The following is a 17993-nucleotide window of genomic DNA, read 5'->3' as shown; positions in this document are numbered from 1 at the left end:
TTTATTTAGTTATTGTCAGTGCTTTTTTTTCGAACGAACTTTGTGTTTCCTTAAACTAAAACATTAACAGTCTAATAAATTCTAATCGTCTGATGAAAGGAAAAAAAACATTCTCGGGTTATGTATTGCTCTGTGCCATCGCCATCATGTTGGGCGGAGCTTTCAGTGCTTGTTCAAAAGACTCCAAGGTCGATCCCCCACAACCCCCAAAACAAGTTCCGGTAACTATTGCCGAATGTGCACCGGCGGACATAGACGTGCTCCGTATGATCGCCAAGGCCAATCCTCAAGCACACTTGTTTGAAGGAGAGAATCCCGAACAGTGGAAAGGTGTCCTGCTCACATGGGTAAAGGATGACAAAGGAAAGTATGCCGTCCGTGAATTTCGCCTCAAAGAAGATATTACCATCACAGACTTGGTGCTCAAACTTGATGGTAGCAAGGATCCAAAGGCTACCTTGGCACACTTGCAAGTGATAGATGTCGCTTCTGCAGGTCTCAAGGAGTTTATCATCATAGGGCAACCGATGCTCAAGACTGTCCGTGTAAGTGGTGCCGGTAAGGCAAAAATGGAGAGCATCGACATCCAAGGAGGAAAGGCTCTGAAAGAAGTAACTGTCCAAGCGATGCCTCAGATGACAGAGATCATGTTGGGTGGTGATGCCATCGACAAGGTAGCACTGGCTGACTTGCCTGCGTTTGAGGAGCAGAGCAACCTTAAGTTCAGGATAAAGGATGATGAAGCCAAGACAGAGGAAACAATGATCAAAGAATTTGTCCTAAAGGGTGACTTGAGCAGTCTCAATGGACTATACCTCAGGGATCTCGGAATGGAAAAGTTTGTGTTGGAGACTGTCCTACCTGAGCTGACCTCTCTTACTCTGAACTCTAATAAACTCGTGGGAACTCTCGAGCTCAAGGGTATGGCAAAGTTGCAGACACTATTCTTGGGTAACAACCAGATATCATCGCTCAAGGTCTCAGAATGTCTGGCGTTGAAAGAATTGGATGCGTCCAATAATAAAGCATTGACAAGTGTAGCTCTCTCTCTGCCGGCACTGACGGTACTTGACTTGAACGAAACCGGCATGACGGAATTGGATCTGACCTCTTTCGGTGCATTGAAAAAAGTAAGTGCCTATGACTCTGCTCTTACTTCGGTGAAGTTTGGCAGTCAAAATGTGAAGCTCGAACAGGCAAATCTATCCGGCAACAAGCTATCTGTGCTTGACTTTCCTAAGGAAGTTCAAAAAGTCTACCTACTTACTCTGAACAATAATCTTTTGAAGTCTCTTGATGTGACACACATGCCTAAAATGGAGCGTCTCCTCGTCAATGACAACAAACTCGAAACGCTAAATGTATCGGCAAATGAGTCTGATGTAGAGTATTTCGAAGACTTGGAGTCTAAAAATAACCACCTCTCGGCAAAGAAACTGAAAGAGATAGAAGAGAGACTTACAGAACTCCGTAATTGGGAGGTTGCTCCTCAATCTCTCATTGGACGTGTAGATGCTGAGAAGAAGCAGATCAACGCTGCGGAAGAGATTACGGAATTGGGACTTTCTGCCGTCGTCCAAAAGTGGGACGATGCACAGTGGAGTGATGCTTCTGCAAGCGACTATAAGTTGGAAGATGGTATCTATACTATCTTGGGCAAGGGTAAATACCGTGTCATTTGCACAAGTGTCTTGGGTTGGAAGTTCGACAGCTTCGGTAGAGCAAATCCTTACATCATCGGAGAGTTGACTTTGTAATCGAAGTAATCAACCGTAGACAATATCATTTAGATACAAAAAGAGGGCGTCAAATTTTGTTTTGACGCCCTCTCTTTTTTGTGCTCAGTAGCTGTGCACCATGTCTTCGGGTATACATACATAGAAATCAGCTCGTCCGAGATTTTCCTCATCCAAAGCCGAGACAGACTCTTGTCTTACAAAAAGCACTGTGACAACGCTTGTATTGGGACGGTAATGGAGTAGATAAGGGATGATCCCTTCTTTTCGCTCTGTATGATAGCTGCCGTTTATATGCAGAAACTTATGTCGGAAATTTTTGGCAATAAACCACCCCATGGTAGCATCTTTGATAGCTTGAGCTTCTGCGAAGCGTCGGATTTCCTCAGGAGACTTCCTTCCTCCCATCATACCCATGCCTCCGAATACGGCTTGGCTCTCCTTCTCGTTGTACTCAAAAGGTATCGGCAGTGGAGCGATGTATCTTTTTGCCTCATCCGAAAGAGTCTCGAGTATGCCGAAGCCGTGATTTTTGACGCTATTGGCATATCGTCGTGGGATATTCGTTGCGATGAAAGGTATCGAATGCTCCTTGGCAAAGTACACGACAGGCTCGTAGTCGGTGCTGTGATTGGGCCATAGGCGGGCTTCGGCCTCGAAGCGGTCCGATGTGATCTTGCCACTCATGTACTCATCCAATATGATTTGATTGTCGCTCTCCAGCATTTCTGCTCCGATAGTCAGTTTGTTTTGGTGGATGTTGTAGAGCGAGCGTGTGATCTCAAACTCCAACCAGTGAGAGATGGGGCAGTTGTGTATCTCACCCAAAAACACGGCATCGTATGCGGATAGTTTTTTGATCAAGGCGCTATACGTGATCTTCTTTCCCGTGTTGTCAAAGAGCGTATAAGACGGCTTCTCATCTACTTGTCCAAGGCTCACTGCCTGGCACATTACACATAGGCACAATGCATATAAAAGTCTCATCATCATTTTTATCCAATTTGTTATTATCGAATGTTTTTTTACTTATGTACAAAAGTACGTATTTATCCAAGTCCAAAAGTTCTCCGAAGGCTTGGCGCAGTACCGCAGGTGTAATATCGGCAAGGAGGTGCTCATAGCGGTCGAAGTCCGCAATGCTCTCTCCGTTTTTCAGCAGGGTTGTCAATGTGGTGCGCCATGCTGATGGAGAGGCTTCATTCAATGTCTCGCGCTTCGTGATGCGAAATGAGCGTTTGAGACTCTCCAACTCCGTCTCCTCGACTTCTTCGTGTTGCAGGTTACGCAGGATGTCCAACAGCAGGGCTTCTATTTGCTTCATGTTTTTGTGATCTGTCGAAGCATTGATGTCAAAATAAAATGTTCCCCACGGAATAGCTTCATATTCCAATGTGACATAGGGTGAATAGACGAGGGACTCCTGCTCCCTGAGGACAGAAATCAAACGATTGCGGATGATGTGGCACATTAGTTTCAACACCAAAGTGTTGTGCATACCGGGCTGGTAGTGTCCGAAGAAAAGAAAATCAAACAGTGTCTGTGTTTCGTCTGCTCCGAAGAAGTGTTCGGAGACTTTTTCCTGTGGTAGTCTGAAGTCTGAATAGTTCCGATGCGTTGTTGTCCGAGAGGAAGGCATTCGACCAAACACCGATGCAAATTGCTTTGTCACGACTTCGGGATCAAAGTTGCCGCAGATGATATAGGTAGTACCTTCGGGGCGAGTGTATAGGCTCTTGTAAAATGTCGCAATGCTATCAAGATTCAGTCGATGCAACTCTGCCGCTGTTGGTTGGCTTAGTGAGGCGGGCAAGGCTCTCCCCATGAGTTCGTTGATACGAGCAGTAAGCATGCGCTGAGTGTCTCGCTTCAACATTTTCTTGAGTGTCGTCTCCCGACCGGATGCAGACAATTGCTCCTTTTTACTTTCTTCAAAGTCTTCGTAGTTGAGCTTGGGGTCTATAATCTTCTCATAAATGAGATTGAAAAACTCCGTTGCGTTACTTGTCGGAGACATACCCATGAAGCCATGCCAATGATTATCTATCACTGTGGAGAGGGCAATATCGTTTTTGTATAGATAGTCGTTCAGACGTTCATTGCAGGCTTTGGCAATCCCTCCCATATCCATATAACTGGCTGTCCCTTCAAGCAATGGATAATCTGCCTCGGGGATCGAGGACAACCCCTCCGGAGCAAAAGATGTCAATAACAATGTAGAGTCTGACAAGGTGGTGGGTTTCAGTACAAGTTTGATCCCATTTCTTAGCGTAACCTCGTGGATACCTGTTTGTTCATACACTTTTGTTTCCGTAATATATGCGGGATGAAATGTCGGTCTGACAGACAAGCATGCAGGTGTGCAGCAAGATGTATTCTCTTGCTCTTGTTGCCGAGTGATATAATTGTAGGGGCTGCAAGGAGCTGTCAGCCCTCTTTTCCATACATCTTCTATCTCTTTAGTCACTAAAGTATTGTCAGAATTAGTGTGGTTGATATATGCTACCAAGAGGGACTTTTCCCTATGCGAAAGCCTTTCACTCAGTAGTTCCTGTATCTCTTTACCGGAGACCTTTTTGAGGGCATTTTTGACTTGTTCCTGCTCACTCTTATGACTCATGTATTTGTCGCCGGAGATGACATAGTCCACGAAGTCATCGCACCAAGCCGACGAAAGACGAGATGATGGAAGCGCCTCGCAACTCTCGTATTTGCAATAGAAATCATTCTTTATATACTGCCATTCCTTCGGATCCCATCCATCACGCGCCAGGCAGTTCAATTCGGTTACGATTTTTGTCATCCGATGGAGGAGTTCTTGTTTGTCTCCACCCTCTATGGCAATCACAAAATGGTTTTTGTCGCTCAGGTACCATTGATCCGATACATCGCACGAGAGTTTTTGTGCTTGTAGACGAGCATTTATGGCCTTGATCAGTAACCTCCCTTTTTGCTTGAGCACTGCATCATCAAGGGTGTGTTCGACCACACAAGGGTGAGGGATGATGAACTCCATCCGAGAGGTGGAGCGTAGGCTGTCTCGTACTTCCGAAAGACTTATCTCGGGAGAATATTCAAGAGGTTGAGGAGAGCGTTTGATGGGGGAAGGGCTACGCTTCAGGGAAGAGAACCTTTCTTTTATCCTTTGCTCTATCTCTTGGGGCTCGACATCCCCCACTACAACCAGAGTTGCCAACTCGGGTCGATACCACTTCTGATAAAACTGTTTGAGCTTATTGGGAGTGACGTTTTGTATGTCCTCGGCACTGCCAAGAGGGATGCGCCTGCCGAATAACCCATTTCCAATTTTGAGCGAATAAAACTCATCTCCCAGCTCATAGCTACGCAGTTCTTCGAGGATGATCCCCTTTTCGTTTTCGACCTTTTCAGGATCGATGGTCATGCCGTCCAACCAGTCTCTTATGATGAGCAAGGAGTTGGAGATCACCATGTCTTTTTGGTTATCTACCGGGACGGCAAACATATAGATGGTACGATCAAATCCTGTGAGGGCATTTATGTCTTGCCCATACTTCATCCCAAGTTTTTCGAGAGTCTTGACCATGGTACGTTTCGGGAAGTTCGTCGTCCCACCAAAGGCCACGTGTTCGAGAAAGTGCGCACACCCCTTTTCCTCCTCTGTCTCCTGAAGAGAGCCTACACGCATGATCAGCCGAAACTCCACCTTGGACGCAGGTGTGGCATTGGGCAGTATCAGATAATGAAATCCGTTGTCCAGCCGACCCTCGACCGTGCCTGAGGGGAGGGCTATGGGGGTTGTCTGTGGATATGCTTTGTGGAGTAGTAGAGAGGCGATGCAAGTCGCTACTATGATGGTCCAATGACGTAGCATCTGTTTAGTTGTTTTTTTCGTAAGTGACATATACTCGTGTGTAGTCTCCTGCCATGCTGTGACTCATGGCGAATTGGAAGGTCAGCTTTCTTTCCTTGAAGTCGATCTTTCCCCGGGGAAGGATAAAGTGTCCTGTCTCGGCCCCGTCGTTTATCTCATCCTTATCCACAGACCAGATCATCAGGTAGTGGTCGGGATTGGCTGTCCCATCGGCATCCTCCAAGTCCTTTGCTTGCTGATTACCCTCGGCGATCAGTCGCTTTTGTTTTTCCCAAGGGGAGAACGTGTACCGGAACGGGATGGTCGGTGTGATGTCTCCCCCTCCGGTTATCTTCGTTCCCTTGCATTCGAGGGTGGCGGCATCTTTCGATATGTCTTTGAGTACGATGTCGTCCAGAGTCATGGAGAATATGCCGGGGTTTTCCTTGTTCCATCCGAGGAGTCCGGTGATGATTTTGTAATTGGGACCTGAATTGGGGTTGAACCAAAACTCGTCATTGAAGACCGTCTCCTGCTGCAAGACCCACTCCATGTAGCTCGTCAGCCCAAGAGGATCATCTACCATCTTCAAGACAGGGACGTCCCCGGTGGCCTTCTCGCTCAGGGTTATGACTGACTCTCCCTTGTACTCCTTTGTAAAGGCTTTCGAAAAGGGTATTGTATATCCCCCTGCCGGACTCATGACTTTGGTGTGACACGATACAGCCCCGATCCAAGGCATGAGATCTATGCCGAACTTTTTCTTATAGCTCTCTATCAGAGCCTTTTGTTGATCGGTCAGTGGTATGTTGGCAGGGTTCGGTTTCACACGCACCAACAGCTCACGGGCCAACTTCATCCCCTCGGGGACCTCAGACAGTCCGATACGTAGGAGGGTGTCTCTCGTGAGGATATTCTTTCGGTTGGAATGCACTGTAAATCTTCCTTTTGTTTCCCCTGCAGGGATGTTGACCGGATTGTCTTCGAGTTTTATGACTTCCTGCTCGTCGTTCATGAGAACAAAATTCAGGAATTGTACTTGCGCTCTCGGTTTGGTCAGAAGGACTTCGACCGTCAAGGCTCTCTCCTTTGCCTCATCCAGATGGGTGGTCTCTCCCAAGATACTCAGGTAGACTTGGTTCAGTCCTTCGTAGTCATCGTTTATCTCCTCCTTGGTGCACGAAATGTGTAGCAAGGAGAGGAGTAGTAACGGTATTGTATAAGTAAATAATCTCTTCATAGTTCCTGTATTTTTGTCTCGTCATCTGTGAAAGGCTCGGGAGCAGGCTCCAATCTTGAAAAAACGTGTTACAACATATTTCCGACATGAAAATTATCCCCTCCCGAATAAAGATGTCTAAACCTCGAAATCAAGGAGTCTAACTTGTCGCATCAAGTTAGACAACCTTCGTCATCAAGTTAGACAACCTTTTTTTCATGACTCCTATATCCTTCAAAGTGAGTTCACTCTTTTCAGCATTATTTCCCGAGAGATACTCATCGCTCTATCCTGGGCCAACCCTCGTTTTGGATCATCTGATCGTTGTAGAGGTATTCCCGTCTCGGTATGGGGAAGTTCCACCGATAGTCGTCTTCCGTGATTCTTTTCGTCGCGAGCATTGGTTCTTTTTTATTCCAGTTGCTGAGCGTCGTCCGTCTCAAACGTTTCAGGTCAAAGAAACGCCCCCCCTCTCCGAGAAACTCCTTCCACTTCTCTTGTAATACAGCCCGAAGCAGATCATCTCCGGCAAGGCCTTTGGAGGGGAAGAGTTCCGCCTTTCGTCGAGAAAGGTATTCGTTCATCACCTCTATCCCTTTGCCCTCGTTTCCGCTACGGCAGTAAGCCTCTGCGAGGATGAAGCAAGCCCCCGATACACGATAACGGGTCACGGTCTGGAAAGTGCGGTCTTCTTTGTTTTCCCTGTTGTACTTCCCAAATCCTTTTCTCTTGGACTCTTCATCGCTCAGATCGTCGTCTTTGAGACGGTAGGTAAACTCCGTGGCATCGCGCCGGATATCGGTAGGGGAGTACAGACTCATCAGAGATTGGTTTACTGTCACATAGTCCCCTTTTGCTCGGGTCATGCTGATGTCGGTGTAGTAGGGCTTTTTGATGAAACGCGAATAAATGCGTTCGGGACATCCACGGTCAGTCCAAAGAGCCTGATAGGATCTGTCGTTCAAAGTCTCATAGCCCCCTTGTCCCTCGATGACCTTTTCCGCATAATGAACAGCCTCCGGGTAATCTTGTGCATAGAGTGCTACCTCCGCGAGCAGGTAGTACGCACTCTGTGGCGAAAACCAGTACTCTCCGCCTGATGTGTAACCGCTCTCCAAGGCCTCTTTGAGCAGACTTCGGATACTTTCCACGCAGGTCTTGATGTCTGCTCGGGGAAGAAACTCCAGCTCCAAGATCCTTTTCAATGGCACTCCTGCGCGTTCGCTTCCCTCTGTATAGTCAGGAGCAAAAAGCCTCAAAAGATTGAAAAAACAATAGGCTTTCAGCACCTTTGCTTCGGCAGTCACACTCCGCAAGGCCGCTTCTTCCTTGGCCGTCAAGTCGGTGAGCAAAGCGGCTCGATCCAACATGGTATTGGCTATAGCAATCGCATTGTAGTAGTCTTGCCAAAGTGACAAGGACAACACCTCGATAGCAGCGGGTTGCCACTTATAGAGGTTGGTGAGTTCGGTATTGCGTGGGAGTAGATCCGTGGGCTCGAAGTCATCGCTCAATACAGACAGCTCGAAAGAAGGATCGGGCAACTGTGCGTATGCCGTGGCAAGGAGTTCTCGTGCTCTGTCGGGACTCGTGATGGCGTCCGGGTCGGAGAACTGATTTTCGTATGGTAGATCGAGCGAACAATCCACACAGCAAAGCAATACCGACACATAAAGTGCAAAGCGGTAGCAGATCTTCGGTAGACAGCGGATTTTCGAGAGGATATTGTACTTCATTTCGGCAATACTTTAGAAGGTCAGGTTAAGGTTCAGCGTCAGCACCGGCTGCAATGTGCCTGCCAAAGATCCTGTCTCCGGATCAGACTCACTGTAAGGCGTGAGGGTAAAGAGGTTGGACGCTTGGAAGGCTACACTGGCATACTTGACGATATGACCGGCCTTTTGCAAAAAGGCACTCGGTATGCGGTAGCGCAGTGAGAGCATCGACATACGGAGGAAGTCACTCCTTGCGATAGTCCTTGTGTTGGGAAATTGTAGCGAATGGATTGCAGAGGCGCTGTAAAAAGGAGAGTGGTAACGCTTCCGGATGTCTCCCTTCTCGAACCACATGTGTTCCAACTGTCCCTTGGCGGCATTCAGATAAGCGTTGTCCGCCCAACGGATATAAGTATAGTTGTGCGCCCTTACACCTCCAAAGACGTAGTAAAAGTCCATGTCAAGGTCAAAGTCTTTGTAGGTAAGACTGAAGTTCAGAGATCCACTGTAAGGTGGGGTGCTGTGTCCCAAGGCAATGATGTTTTCGCGGACGACATTCTGTGTGGCAGGCACTTCTTCTCCATTGGCTCCCCGAAATGTAGGCAGACCGGTGATGGGGTTGATGCCCAAAGATTTCAATCCGAAGAGGATATCGTAGGCCTTGCCCACCTCATAGTTGGGGACGAGTGCAGATTCATCCGTATATAGTCTATCGGTATAGTAGAGATCGACAACCTTATTCCTGTTATATGCCAAAGACCCTCGTAGAGACAGTCTAAGGTCTTGTCCGTCCAATATCTTGACGAGCGAACTGATCTCATAACCTTCGTTTCGGAGTACGCCTATATTCCTCTTCATGGTCTGAAAACCGTTGGACAAGGGTATAGGGACATCCAACAATGCATCCTTGGTTTCTCGACGATAGATATTGGCTTCGAGAGAAAGATGCTTGAAAAGTTCCATCGACAGGCTGATGTCCGTCGTGACTGTCTGTTCCGCTCTTAGGGACTGATTGTACAGAGCTCGGAGTTGTAGCAGCCTAGAGGTAGAGTAGTAGTCTGTCAGATACGAAAAGGTGCCGATCGTCTCCTCTGCCGATACACCTGCAAGGTTGGCTATCTGTCCGTAAGACGCCCTCAGATTGAGGCGAGTGACTACATTATTGTCCTTCATGAACGAATATCTACCGGGTGTCCAGCCCAAGCCTACCGCCCAAGCCTTATTCCATCGTTTTCCCTTGGGGAGTACCGACGACGCGTCTACTTTGTAGGTGGCAAACAGGTCATAGATTTCATTATAACTGTATCCCGCCACGAGCCCCATTCCCAGTTGAGCTGTTTTATTTTTTGAAGAAGAGATTCCCGGACGTCTGTCTCCTGTCAGCGCATGGTTGATGAGGGCCGGGGACATTATTGTTCCCACGCCGTAGCCGATGATGCCGGCCATGTCTATATCGGTGAGGTAGTAGTCCATATTGACTCCCAAAGTGAGATCATGTCTTTGGGCAAATACTTTGTTGTACGTTGCTCGTATGTTGGACGATATGTTGGTAATGACGGACTTGTCTTTAGTCAACTTGCCGAGAGTCTCCTTTTTCTCATAACTGTTGCGTTCCTTGATGGAAGTGGATGGGACGAGTGTCATCTCTTCGTTCAGCACAATATCAATCCCGGCTACTGCATCGATGGATAGCTCTGCAAAAGGCTTCAAGTTAAGACTTCCTGTGAGGCCTCCACGCTTGTCTGTCCCCTCTTTATGGTACTGAAACAATAGGTCGTTATATGTATAATCTCCCTTTGGAAAAGAGTACAAACGACCTCTCTTTGTCTCATAAGGATTGAGTTTGTAGACAAGATCTGCGGGTGTCTCGTCACTTCCATTAGGCGTGTCCGTGCGCCCGTAGCCTGCATTGACACCGAGGGAGAGGAACCCTATCCGTCCCAACTGTTGATCCAAACTAAGCGTCGTCGTGAATCGCTGAGTGCTATTCCCTTCGACACGCCCCCCTTGATGCACATAGCCCATAGAGATTGCATAAGATGTCTTCTTTGTCCCACCCCGCACACTCAAGTTGTGCTGTTGGTAAGTATTGAGACGTATCAACTCGTCGAACCAATCCGTATGAATACCCCTCAGAGAGTCGAGCACAGCCCTTCCCTCAAGTATCATCTTATCAAGGTCAGGAGAAGTGCCATGATACCTCCTGAAATAATCTTCACTGTATCGATAGCCTGGCGCAGCCGGATTTTGTAGTCTTCTCTCAAGTTCGAGCTTCTCCTCAGTATCCATCATCTCTATACCCCTCCGTCCACGAGTTGTGATGCCCATGTTGAAACTGTAATTTGTGGTAAGTCCACCGTCAGGGTTCCCACGTAGGGAAGTGATCTCTATGACACCATTGGCTGCCTTGATTCCATACAAGGCACAAGCGACAGCATCCTTGAGCACCTTTATCTCTTTGATCTCCATAGGATTCAAGGCCAAAAAAGTCTCCGCCGGGATCACCTGCCCATCTTTGACATAAAGAGGTTCGTTGGCAATATCTCCTTTGCGAAAGGACGAATTGCCACGGATGCGGATCTTAGGCTTTTGCCCCAAGTCCCCCGTATTTGTGACAACAAGTCCGGGGATAGAGCCTTGTAGAGCCAGCCCGATGTTGGCCATCGGCTTGCTGTTGAGACGCTTCATATCTACTTGCTGCACGACGCCCGACTTGGCACGTATGTCAAGTTCGTTGATGTTCTGTCGAGCCATCACCACGACCTCTTTCAGAGCATGAGTGTCCTGCGTCATGACCGCGTTGTACACCTTCTGACCGGTATAGGTGAGCGACAACTCCTTCATCCCCATGAAGTTGAAGACAATGATATCTCCCTCCTGCCACACTCCTGTCAGGGTGTATCGTCCCTCGGCATCTGTCATGGTGCCGACCCGTTTGCCTTTGACACGGATACTCACACCCGGAAGGGATTCGCCCTGCTCATCTCTGACAGAGCCTCTCAATGAACGTTGGTTTGACTGAGCCCGGACTTGGAGACAAAGCCCCAAGAGGAGAAGAAATATAAGGTATTGATGTTTCATTAAGACTTTAGTATATCGAGTGCTCTTTAAGAGGACAAAGTTATAGACTCCGACAACTCCCATCAATCACAAAATATCATGAATTATGCCTTGCTGAATACTCATATATAGGTACTTGTCGTCCATTTGTAGCCCTCAAAGCATTGTATGAGACTCCGCCGTCCATCACACATGATTCAGAGAACTTTAAAATAAGGGTGGAGAAAGTACTCCTAATTACAAGATCTTTACTCTTTTCTAATTTATGTGTGATAAGGCAGTGAAAAAGGTTGTCTAACTTGATTCATCAAGGTAGGCATCTTGATTTCGAAGGTTCTATACCTTTCCGAGATCCGATCCGAATGGCGTCTGTTTTTTGATCTTGGCAGGCGGGTATGGTCTGTGTCGTTTGTCTGATGTCGGTCATCTTTTATATCTGAAATATATGTAGTATCTTTGGCCGGTTATATTCAAGCATGAAGATTACACAAAAAACCAAAATATCTAACTTTTATTATTTACAACTATGAATTTTCCTGAAAATCTAAAGTACACAAAGGATCACGAGTGGATCAGACTTGAAGGCGACGTGGCTTACATGGGTATTACTGACTTCGCTCAGAAGGAACTTGGTGAGATCGTATATGTTGATGTTGACACTGTCGGAGATACGCTCAACGCTGATGATGCTTTCGGCTCTATCGAAGCTGTAAAGACTGTATCTGACCTCTTCACTCCTGTAGCTGTCGAAGTCCTCGAAGTGAATGAAGCTCTCGAAGATGCTCCTGAACTTGTCAACGAAGATCCATACGGTAAGGGTTGGATCGTAAAGGTCAAGGTCATCGAACCATCTGAAGTTGAGGGTCTCCTTTCAGCTGCGGCTTATCAGGATCTTATCAAGCAATGAAGCCCGTAGTAAGTATCATCATGGGGAGCACTTCCGATCTCCCATTGATGAAGAAAGCCATGGATCTCCTTGATGAGATGCACGTGCCTTTTGAGGTGCATGCCCTCTCTGCCCACCGTACGCCCAAGGAAGTTGAGGAGTTTGCGACAAAGGCTGAGGGTAGAGGTGTCAAGGTGATCATCGCTGCGGCAGGTATGGCTGCACACCTCTGTGGGGTCATAGCATCCATGACGACATTGCCGGTCATCGGTGTGCCCATCAGTGCCTCTCTCGAAGGTCTCGATGCCCTTCTCGCTATCGTACAGATGCCTCCGGGTGTCCCTGTGGCTACAGTGGGTATCAATGCGTCTCACAACGCGGCTCTCCTTGCTGTACAGATGCTTTCGCTTGCTGACGGTGAGTTGGCTAAGCGCTATGCTCAGTACAAGGAGGATCTCAAGGTCAAGATCGTGAAGGCCAACGAAGAGCTTTCGGGCATTCAGTATACTTACAAGACCAACTAAAAGATAATATATCTGCGTCTCCTGCAGAGGAGGTGCGAGAGATAAGGAAATCCTCCAAGCGCAAAGCCGTGCTTGGGGGATTTTTCTGTGAAAATCTCTGTGATTGGTTAGAAATATATACTTTTGTGTCCGATATCTTACATATTATATCTTGCACTTTATGGCGAATAAGAGAAATAGGAAGTGGCGTATTGCTCTCATCATATTGCTTGTACTTATCGTAGGCTCCGGCATCCTTTTCAAGGTAAGGTGGAATGCTTGGTTTGCCAACAGTCCCGAGGACCCTTACACCATAGCCGATCGGATAGATCGGGTGACGATCACTCCGGGTGCGGATTTTGGCACGGAGAGGACGGTGTCTTGGCTCTGTGGAGAGGAAATCAAGGAGGGAAAGTTGGCTTACCGTCTCCTCAGAGACAGCCTCTCGGAGGAGGCTTGGCAGGTACTCGATGCTGATGGTGTCATCGTTCGCAGCAGAGCGGGGCAGGGGGCTTATTATCACGCCACAATGAGGGAACTGGTCTCGGGAGAAACTTATGATGTGCGTTTGAGGGTGGGTTCTCTCGAAGCCAAGACAACCCTCGTGATGCCTCATAGACCCGACTCGGTGATGAACTTCGTTTATCTCGGAGATGTTCAGGATCCGGATGGAGAGATGAGTACCGGTCTTTTCGAAAAGTTTAGGGGAGATACGACCTTCAACAGACCTGACTTTTTTGCCCTTGCAGGAGATCAGGTAGAGGGACCGACGGATGAATATTGGCGGGTATGGTATGACTCTTGGCAAGGATATACCGCAGAGATGCCTATGATCGTGGCAACAGGTAATCACGAGTATCTCAAGAAAGGATTTGGCAGAGAACTTGACCCTCGTTGGGTACCACAGTATAACTTTCCGGATAATGGACCAGAGGATTTTGAAGGGCGGAGTTTCTATATTGATGCGCCTTTGGCACGATTTGTTGTGATAGACAGCAATGGCATCAACTCCATATCAGATATCCGGAGTCATCGTGCATGGCTCAAAGAAGTGCTCTCTTCGTCAAAGCAGCCTTGGCAGATCGTCATGTATCACCACGCTGTCCACTGCGTGAGAGCGAGGAGGAGTCATCCGGTGATGAGGTATATCTTCAAGCCTGTCCTTGTCGAGTATGGTGCTGATCTTGTGCTTCAGGGGCACGATCACGCTTATTCTCGCATCACCACTCCCGGGGCAAAAGAGGGCGAGCGCACAACACCTGTGTATGTGATTAGTTGTAGTTCGCCCAAGCTATATCGAAATGGCTTCGATGATATACATGATCGCCTCGGATCGGGCTTGCAGTTATACCAGACAGTGCGAGTGACACCTGACAGCATTTTGTACACTTCGCTCAGGTACAGTGGTGAGGTGTATGACGAATTGGTGCTGTCTCGTGATGCTTCAAGCGGGATGATCACAGTCACCGATAAGGCGAAGGACATCCCCGAATTATTCCTTTTTGATCATTTTGGCTCAGACAAGAAAGGGCAAAAGAAGCTCGCAGCTTATCAAGAAGCCATCAATAAGCGTCTCTCAAAGTAGCAATAACTTCAAAGCGGTGTGTCTTTTCAATACCGCTCACTCCATGTGCTTACAAGGAAGATAAAGGGGAGACTGACTTTTAGAGACATCTGCATCTGATGGACCAAGTCTCCCCAGAGAAAAAGCCCCATCCGGCCCATACGACCGAATCCTATCGAATACCCGGCTTCGAGATAAGTCTGTCCCTTGGGTAAGTGCAGGCTGCGGAAGTGTAAGGCTTCATCTATAGCCATGAGGCGACTGATGAAAAAGCTGTTGCTCCAGTAGTTGGCGCTTGTAGCAAACCATCTGCTCGTCCCCATCCACTCATCCGGTAGTGTATTCCATGCCTCGCTGAAGTTGTTGCGTCCAAATATACCGGTGCGGGCGAAGTGCTTCATGTCTGAGAGGCTTTGCCACCTTTGATCCCAAAAACCTCCTGCGAGAGCCGTGATGTCTACTTTGTGGTCGGGAGCAATGGTTCGAGCCGTGCGTGCATAGGCTTCCCACATTTTGTAGTCGCTATATATCTGTGTCTCCCTCTTGGACAGCGGAATTGCTGAGCGAAGGGTAAGCCCTATTTCCAAGCCTCCTTGTCCTGCAGGCATCACGATGGGGCTTGGAAATACTTTTATGTATGGGTCAGTGTGGGTTAAGCTATATACGAGCCCGGCTTCAGAAACAAATGAGCGATGACGTAAATGTATCGGATCGTCTGCCATGTGAGGCTCTCTCACCTCCCACTGAGCAAGCACCGTATATCTCAAACGTGGTGTGAGATAAAGTTTGTGACGTATCGCCCCATACCACTTTGCATAGTGACGGATGTGGGAGTTGTTCCCCAAGAGGCCGACAAACTGCTCCGTGAAGAGCTCATAAGGAGCCATGTGTACTGTCTCTCTTGATGTGCGTCCTCCCGAAAGTATCAAGAGTCCATCCCTCATCGGGCTGTGATAATACAGTATATTATTTTCGCTGAACCACTTTTTGGTCGTTGTGGTGTAGTTTTGGGAGCTGCGAAACATCAACTTTCTGCCTTTATCCAGGCGGTGAGACAGTTGTACCTCATATCCCAACCACACTCCATCTATTTGGTTGTAATCCGGGATAAGGTTCGCTATGCCATCTAAGCCCAAGACGGTTTTCTCTCCCAAAGATATATTGGGTCCAAAGGCAATTTGTGGTAGTAGACGATAAGAACTCTTGGAGTTCGAACTGTACCGGCTCAATACATCCAACAACCTGTACCCCATATCTTCATCATAGGGGTAGTCAGGTCGCCAACGCTCCATCCTCCCCCAGTCAAACTCCTGAGCATGTGCACGGAGATTGCCTGCCAATAAGAGGAAACCTCCTACTATCAAGTAATATATCGTGCTACGTCTTGTTGTCATCCTGAGGGTTATGTTGTAGTTGTTCCGGCTCTTCTTTGCTTAGTCTCGATCAAAACACCTTGATACGCTTGAACTTTCGTCTCAATACGTAGTCGATTACTTCCTGGGTCCTCTCACCAAAGATTGCTCCGTTGAATGCTTGGTGGCACTCAAGCTCCTGCGAGTCGAGGTTCATCTCTATCACTCTGACCTCTTCGTCTTCATCCACGGTGGCATCCCACGCAATAAACCCGAGGTAGGGCAACTTCTCATGTAGAGAGATAAGCTTATCAACCAACTTCTGATAACACTCCAACTTTAATTCAGAAAAGATCAATCCCGTAGGTGAGGATAACCTTTTCTCAGCCATCGCATTGTCTACTCCAAAGTGGTGCAACTGCCCGTCCGGATGTACTGCAACCATTGTTCCTCCGGCGCCCGCATTGTCGTTGATCCTGTCATCTGTCGCCATCCTCAGGAATGAAGAGGCAAGGGTCGTTCTGCCATTGATGTTCAGAGTGATGACTCTTATCGTGTTGGTCGATAGGGGATTGAAGCGTGAAAAGTCCTCGGAAGTTTTGAGTACACGTTGAAAGATATAATCCTTCCGATCCGCAAGGGTGTTTTCAAGGAATGCTGATACCTCTGCCTTTGTCATCGATCCGAAGTCGATGAGGCGTACTCCCTTGCCTCCGCCTGTAAACGTAGCTACTTTCACAACCACACGCCCCTCTCTGCATAGAGCTTCCACAAATGCTTCATGTGAGCAAGGTGAAAGACTCCCATCCATAGTCACGCCATTGACTATCGCTGCGATGGGATACGGTAGAGTTCCGGCGGGTAGTATGTTGTAGCACAGAACTTTGTGCTGGAATGCATCTCTGTACTCGGTCGGATTTAGGGCTATTTCAAAAAGATTCCAAATGTCTTGTGGGACAGAACGTTCATCGAACTTTCCCGTCATGTGCTTGAAGTACCTGTGCCAATTCGTATTGAATGGAAGCCCAAATACATTCCATATTGCCTTAGCCTTGGCTTCTTCTTCCCTTGAAAGTCGTGGTATCTCTCCCTTATGGCTCATGTATGCTTTGATGGCCCTGTCTCGCCTCCTCTTCTTCTCCAAATACACGAGTTTATTTAGTAAACGTCTCATATTGATCATTAATGTTTTTATTTTACAAAAGTACGACAAAAAGTACAGAGTCTTTTGACTCTAAATGCATTTGGGCTAAAATAGTTGCACCAAACTTGTCACTGTTTCCTGAGATCTGGACTGATTATACCTTTTTGTCTCTAAATCTTAGAATGAAAGATGGGTCTGGGATATGTGCTGATTGACGATAGATGATCTTCTATGAAAATAAAATTGGATAATCATCTCCGGTTTTCTTGTTGTGCCTTCCCTCTCGCTGCGAAGAATGAGTCTTCAAATGTCTGTATTAACGTCAGTTCGACGTAAGAAAACGATAAATAAAACTATTCCACCAACCGCATTAAGTGCCTAATATTGTTCGTTTTACAATTGAAAAAGTGGCGAATTATTTGTGTATTAGTATCTGAAAGCCAAGATGACACACACAAATAAAACACCACTTTATGAAGAAAAATATAGTTGATATTTTTTGCATCGTAGATGATTTCTCGAAGTTTTTTGACAAAACTATCAAGGAAAACTCCATAGAAAAGGAGGGCAAAAAGCGTAGAAATAGGAAGAGTCGGATGTCCGACGGTGAGGTAATGACCATTCTCATACTATTTCATCTCTCAAGGTATCGAGATCTGAAGGCTTTTTATCTGCAATATATCACTCACTCGTGTCGAGCTGAATTCCCCCATCTTGTCTCTTACAATCGCTTTGTCGAATTACAAAGTAAAGTGGGATACAAGCTCACAGCATTCCTGAATATGTGCTGTTTAGGCGAATGTACAGGGATATCCTTTATCGACTCCACCCCACTGAGAGTCTGTCATGTCAAACGAGTTCAAGGACATAAGACAATGAAAGGCTTGGCTCAAAAAGGGAAGTGTACCATGGGTTGGTTTTATGGCTTTAAGCTACACATTGTCATCAATGACAAGGGAGAAATCATCAAATATCAAATCAC

Annotated in this window: 12 protein-coding genes; 5 read left to right on the top strand and 7 right to left on the bottom strand. The window is 47.2% G+C overall.

The genetic code is table 11. The features are described 5' to 3' along the window. Positions 1-92: 92 nt before the first annotated feature. The gene (locus tag Q4A14_RS03040; protein ID WP_303169842.1) at positions 93-1757 is read left to right on the top strand and encodes a leucine-rich repeat domain-containing protein; all 1665 of its coding nucleotides are present in this window, start codon (positions 93-95) and stop codon (positions 1755-1757) included. Between the two features lie 84 nt (positions 1758-1841). Here Q4A14_RS03040 and Q4A14_RS03035 read toward each other — a convergent pair whose 3' ends face one another. The 5 genes from Q4A14_RS03035 to Q4A14_RS03015 all read right to left on the bottom strand — a co-directional run bounded on the left by Q4A14_RS03035 (position 1842) and on the right by Q4A14_RS03015 (position 11583). Next, a complete protein-coding gene (locus tag Q4A14_RS03035) occupies positions 1842-2690 on the bottom strand; it encodes a ChaN family lipoprotein (protein WP_303169841.1) in 849 nt (282 codons plus the stop codon). After that, entirely contained in the window at positions 2656-5589 is a 2934-nt protein-coding gene (locus tag Q4A14_RS03030; protein WP_303169840.1) for a pitrilysin family protein, read from the bottom strand. The genes Q4A14_RS03035 and Q4A14_RS03030 overlap by 35 nt, the downstream gene beginning before the upstream one ends. Before the next feature lie 4 nt (positions 5590-5593). Next, on the bottom strand, positions 5594-6808 hold the full coding sequence (locus tag Q4A14_RS03025; protein WP_303169839.1) for a DUF4929 family protein: 1215 nt from the start codon (positions 6806-6808) through the stop codon (positions 5594-5596). Between the two features lie 257 nt (positions 6809-7065). Further along, positions 7066-8523, bottom strand: coding sequence for a RagB/SusD family nutrient uptake outer membrane protein (locus Q4A14_RS03020; protein ID WP_303169838.1), 1458 nt, complete (start codon positions 8521-8523; stop codon positions 7066-7068). A 12-nt stretch (positions 8524-8535) separates the two neighbouring features. Beyond that, complete coding sequence (locus Q4A14_RS03015; RefSeq protein WP_303169836.1) at positions 8536-11583, bottom strand: SusC/RagA family TonB-linked outer membrane protein; 3048 nt, start codon at positions 11581-11583, stop codon at positions 8536-8538. Between the two features lie 505 nt (positions 11584-12088). Here Q4A14_RS03015 and gcvH point away from each other — a divergent pair. The 3 genes from gcvH (at position 12089) to Q4A14_RS03000 (ending at position 14536) form a co-directional block, all read left to right on the top strand. Next, positions 12089-12469 (top strand): glycine cleavage system protein GcvH, encoded by a 381-nt coding sequence (gcvH, locus tag Q4A14_RS03010; protein ID WP_303169835.1) that lies wholly within the window; start codon positions 12089-12091, stop codon positions 12467-12469. Further along, the gene (purE, locus tag Q4A14_RS03005; protein WP_303169834.1) at positions 12466-12972 is read left to right on the top strand and encodes a 5-(carboxyamino)imidazole ribonucleotide mutase; all 507 of its coding nucleotides are present in this window, start codon (positions 12466-12468) and stop codon (positions 12970-12972) included. The genes gcvH and purE overlap by 4 nt, the downstream gene beginning before the upstream one ends. A gap of 160 nt (positions 12973-13132) precedes the next feature. After that, a complete protein-coding gene (locus Q4A14_RS03000) occupies positions 13133-14536 on the top strand; it encodes a metallophosphoesterase (protein ID WP_303169833.1) in 1404 nt (467 codons plus the stop codon). Positions 14537-14562: 26 nt separating this feature from the next. On the opposite strand, the gene Q4A14_RS02995 is transcribed toward Q4A14_RS03000, so the two are convergent. Continuing rightward, positions 14563-15909 (bottom strand): DUF5686 family protein, encoded by a 1347-nt coding sequence (locus tag Q4A14_RS02995; RefSeq protein ID WP_303169832.1) that lies wholly within the window; start codon positions 15907-15909, stop codon positions 14563-14565. A gap of 49 nt (positions 15910-15958) precedes the next feature. After that, on the bottom strand, positions 15959-17041 hold the full coding sequence (locus tag Q4A14_RS02990; RefSeq protein WP_303169830.1) for a sugar-transfer associated ATP-grasp domain-containing protein: 1083 nt from the start codon (positions 17039-17041) through the stop codon (positions 15959-15961). A 443-nt stretch (positions 17042-17484) separates the two neighbouring features. Here Q4A14_RS02990 and Q4A14_RS02985 point away from each other — a divergent pair. Beyond that, positions 17485-17993 (top strand): IS982 family transposase (locus Q4A14_RS02985; RefSeq protein ID WP_303169829.1); only part of this gene is annotated, 509 nt, incomplete at its 3' end.

The sequence above is a fragment of the Porphyromonas sp. genome (assembly GCF_030529325.1).
In the GTDB taxonomy this organism is placed as follows: domain Bacteria; phylum Bacteroidota; class Bacteroidia; order Bacteroidales; family Porphyromonadaceae; genus Porphyromonas_A.
The sequence above is the reverse complement of the archived record's forward strand: the minus strand, read 5'-3'. Positions and strand labels throughout refer to the sequence as shown.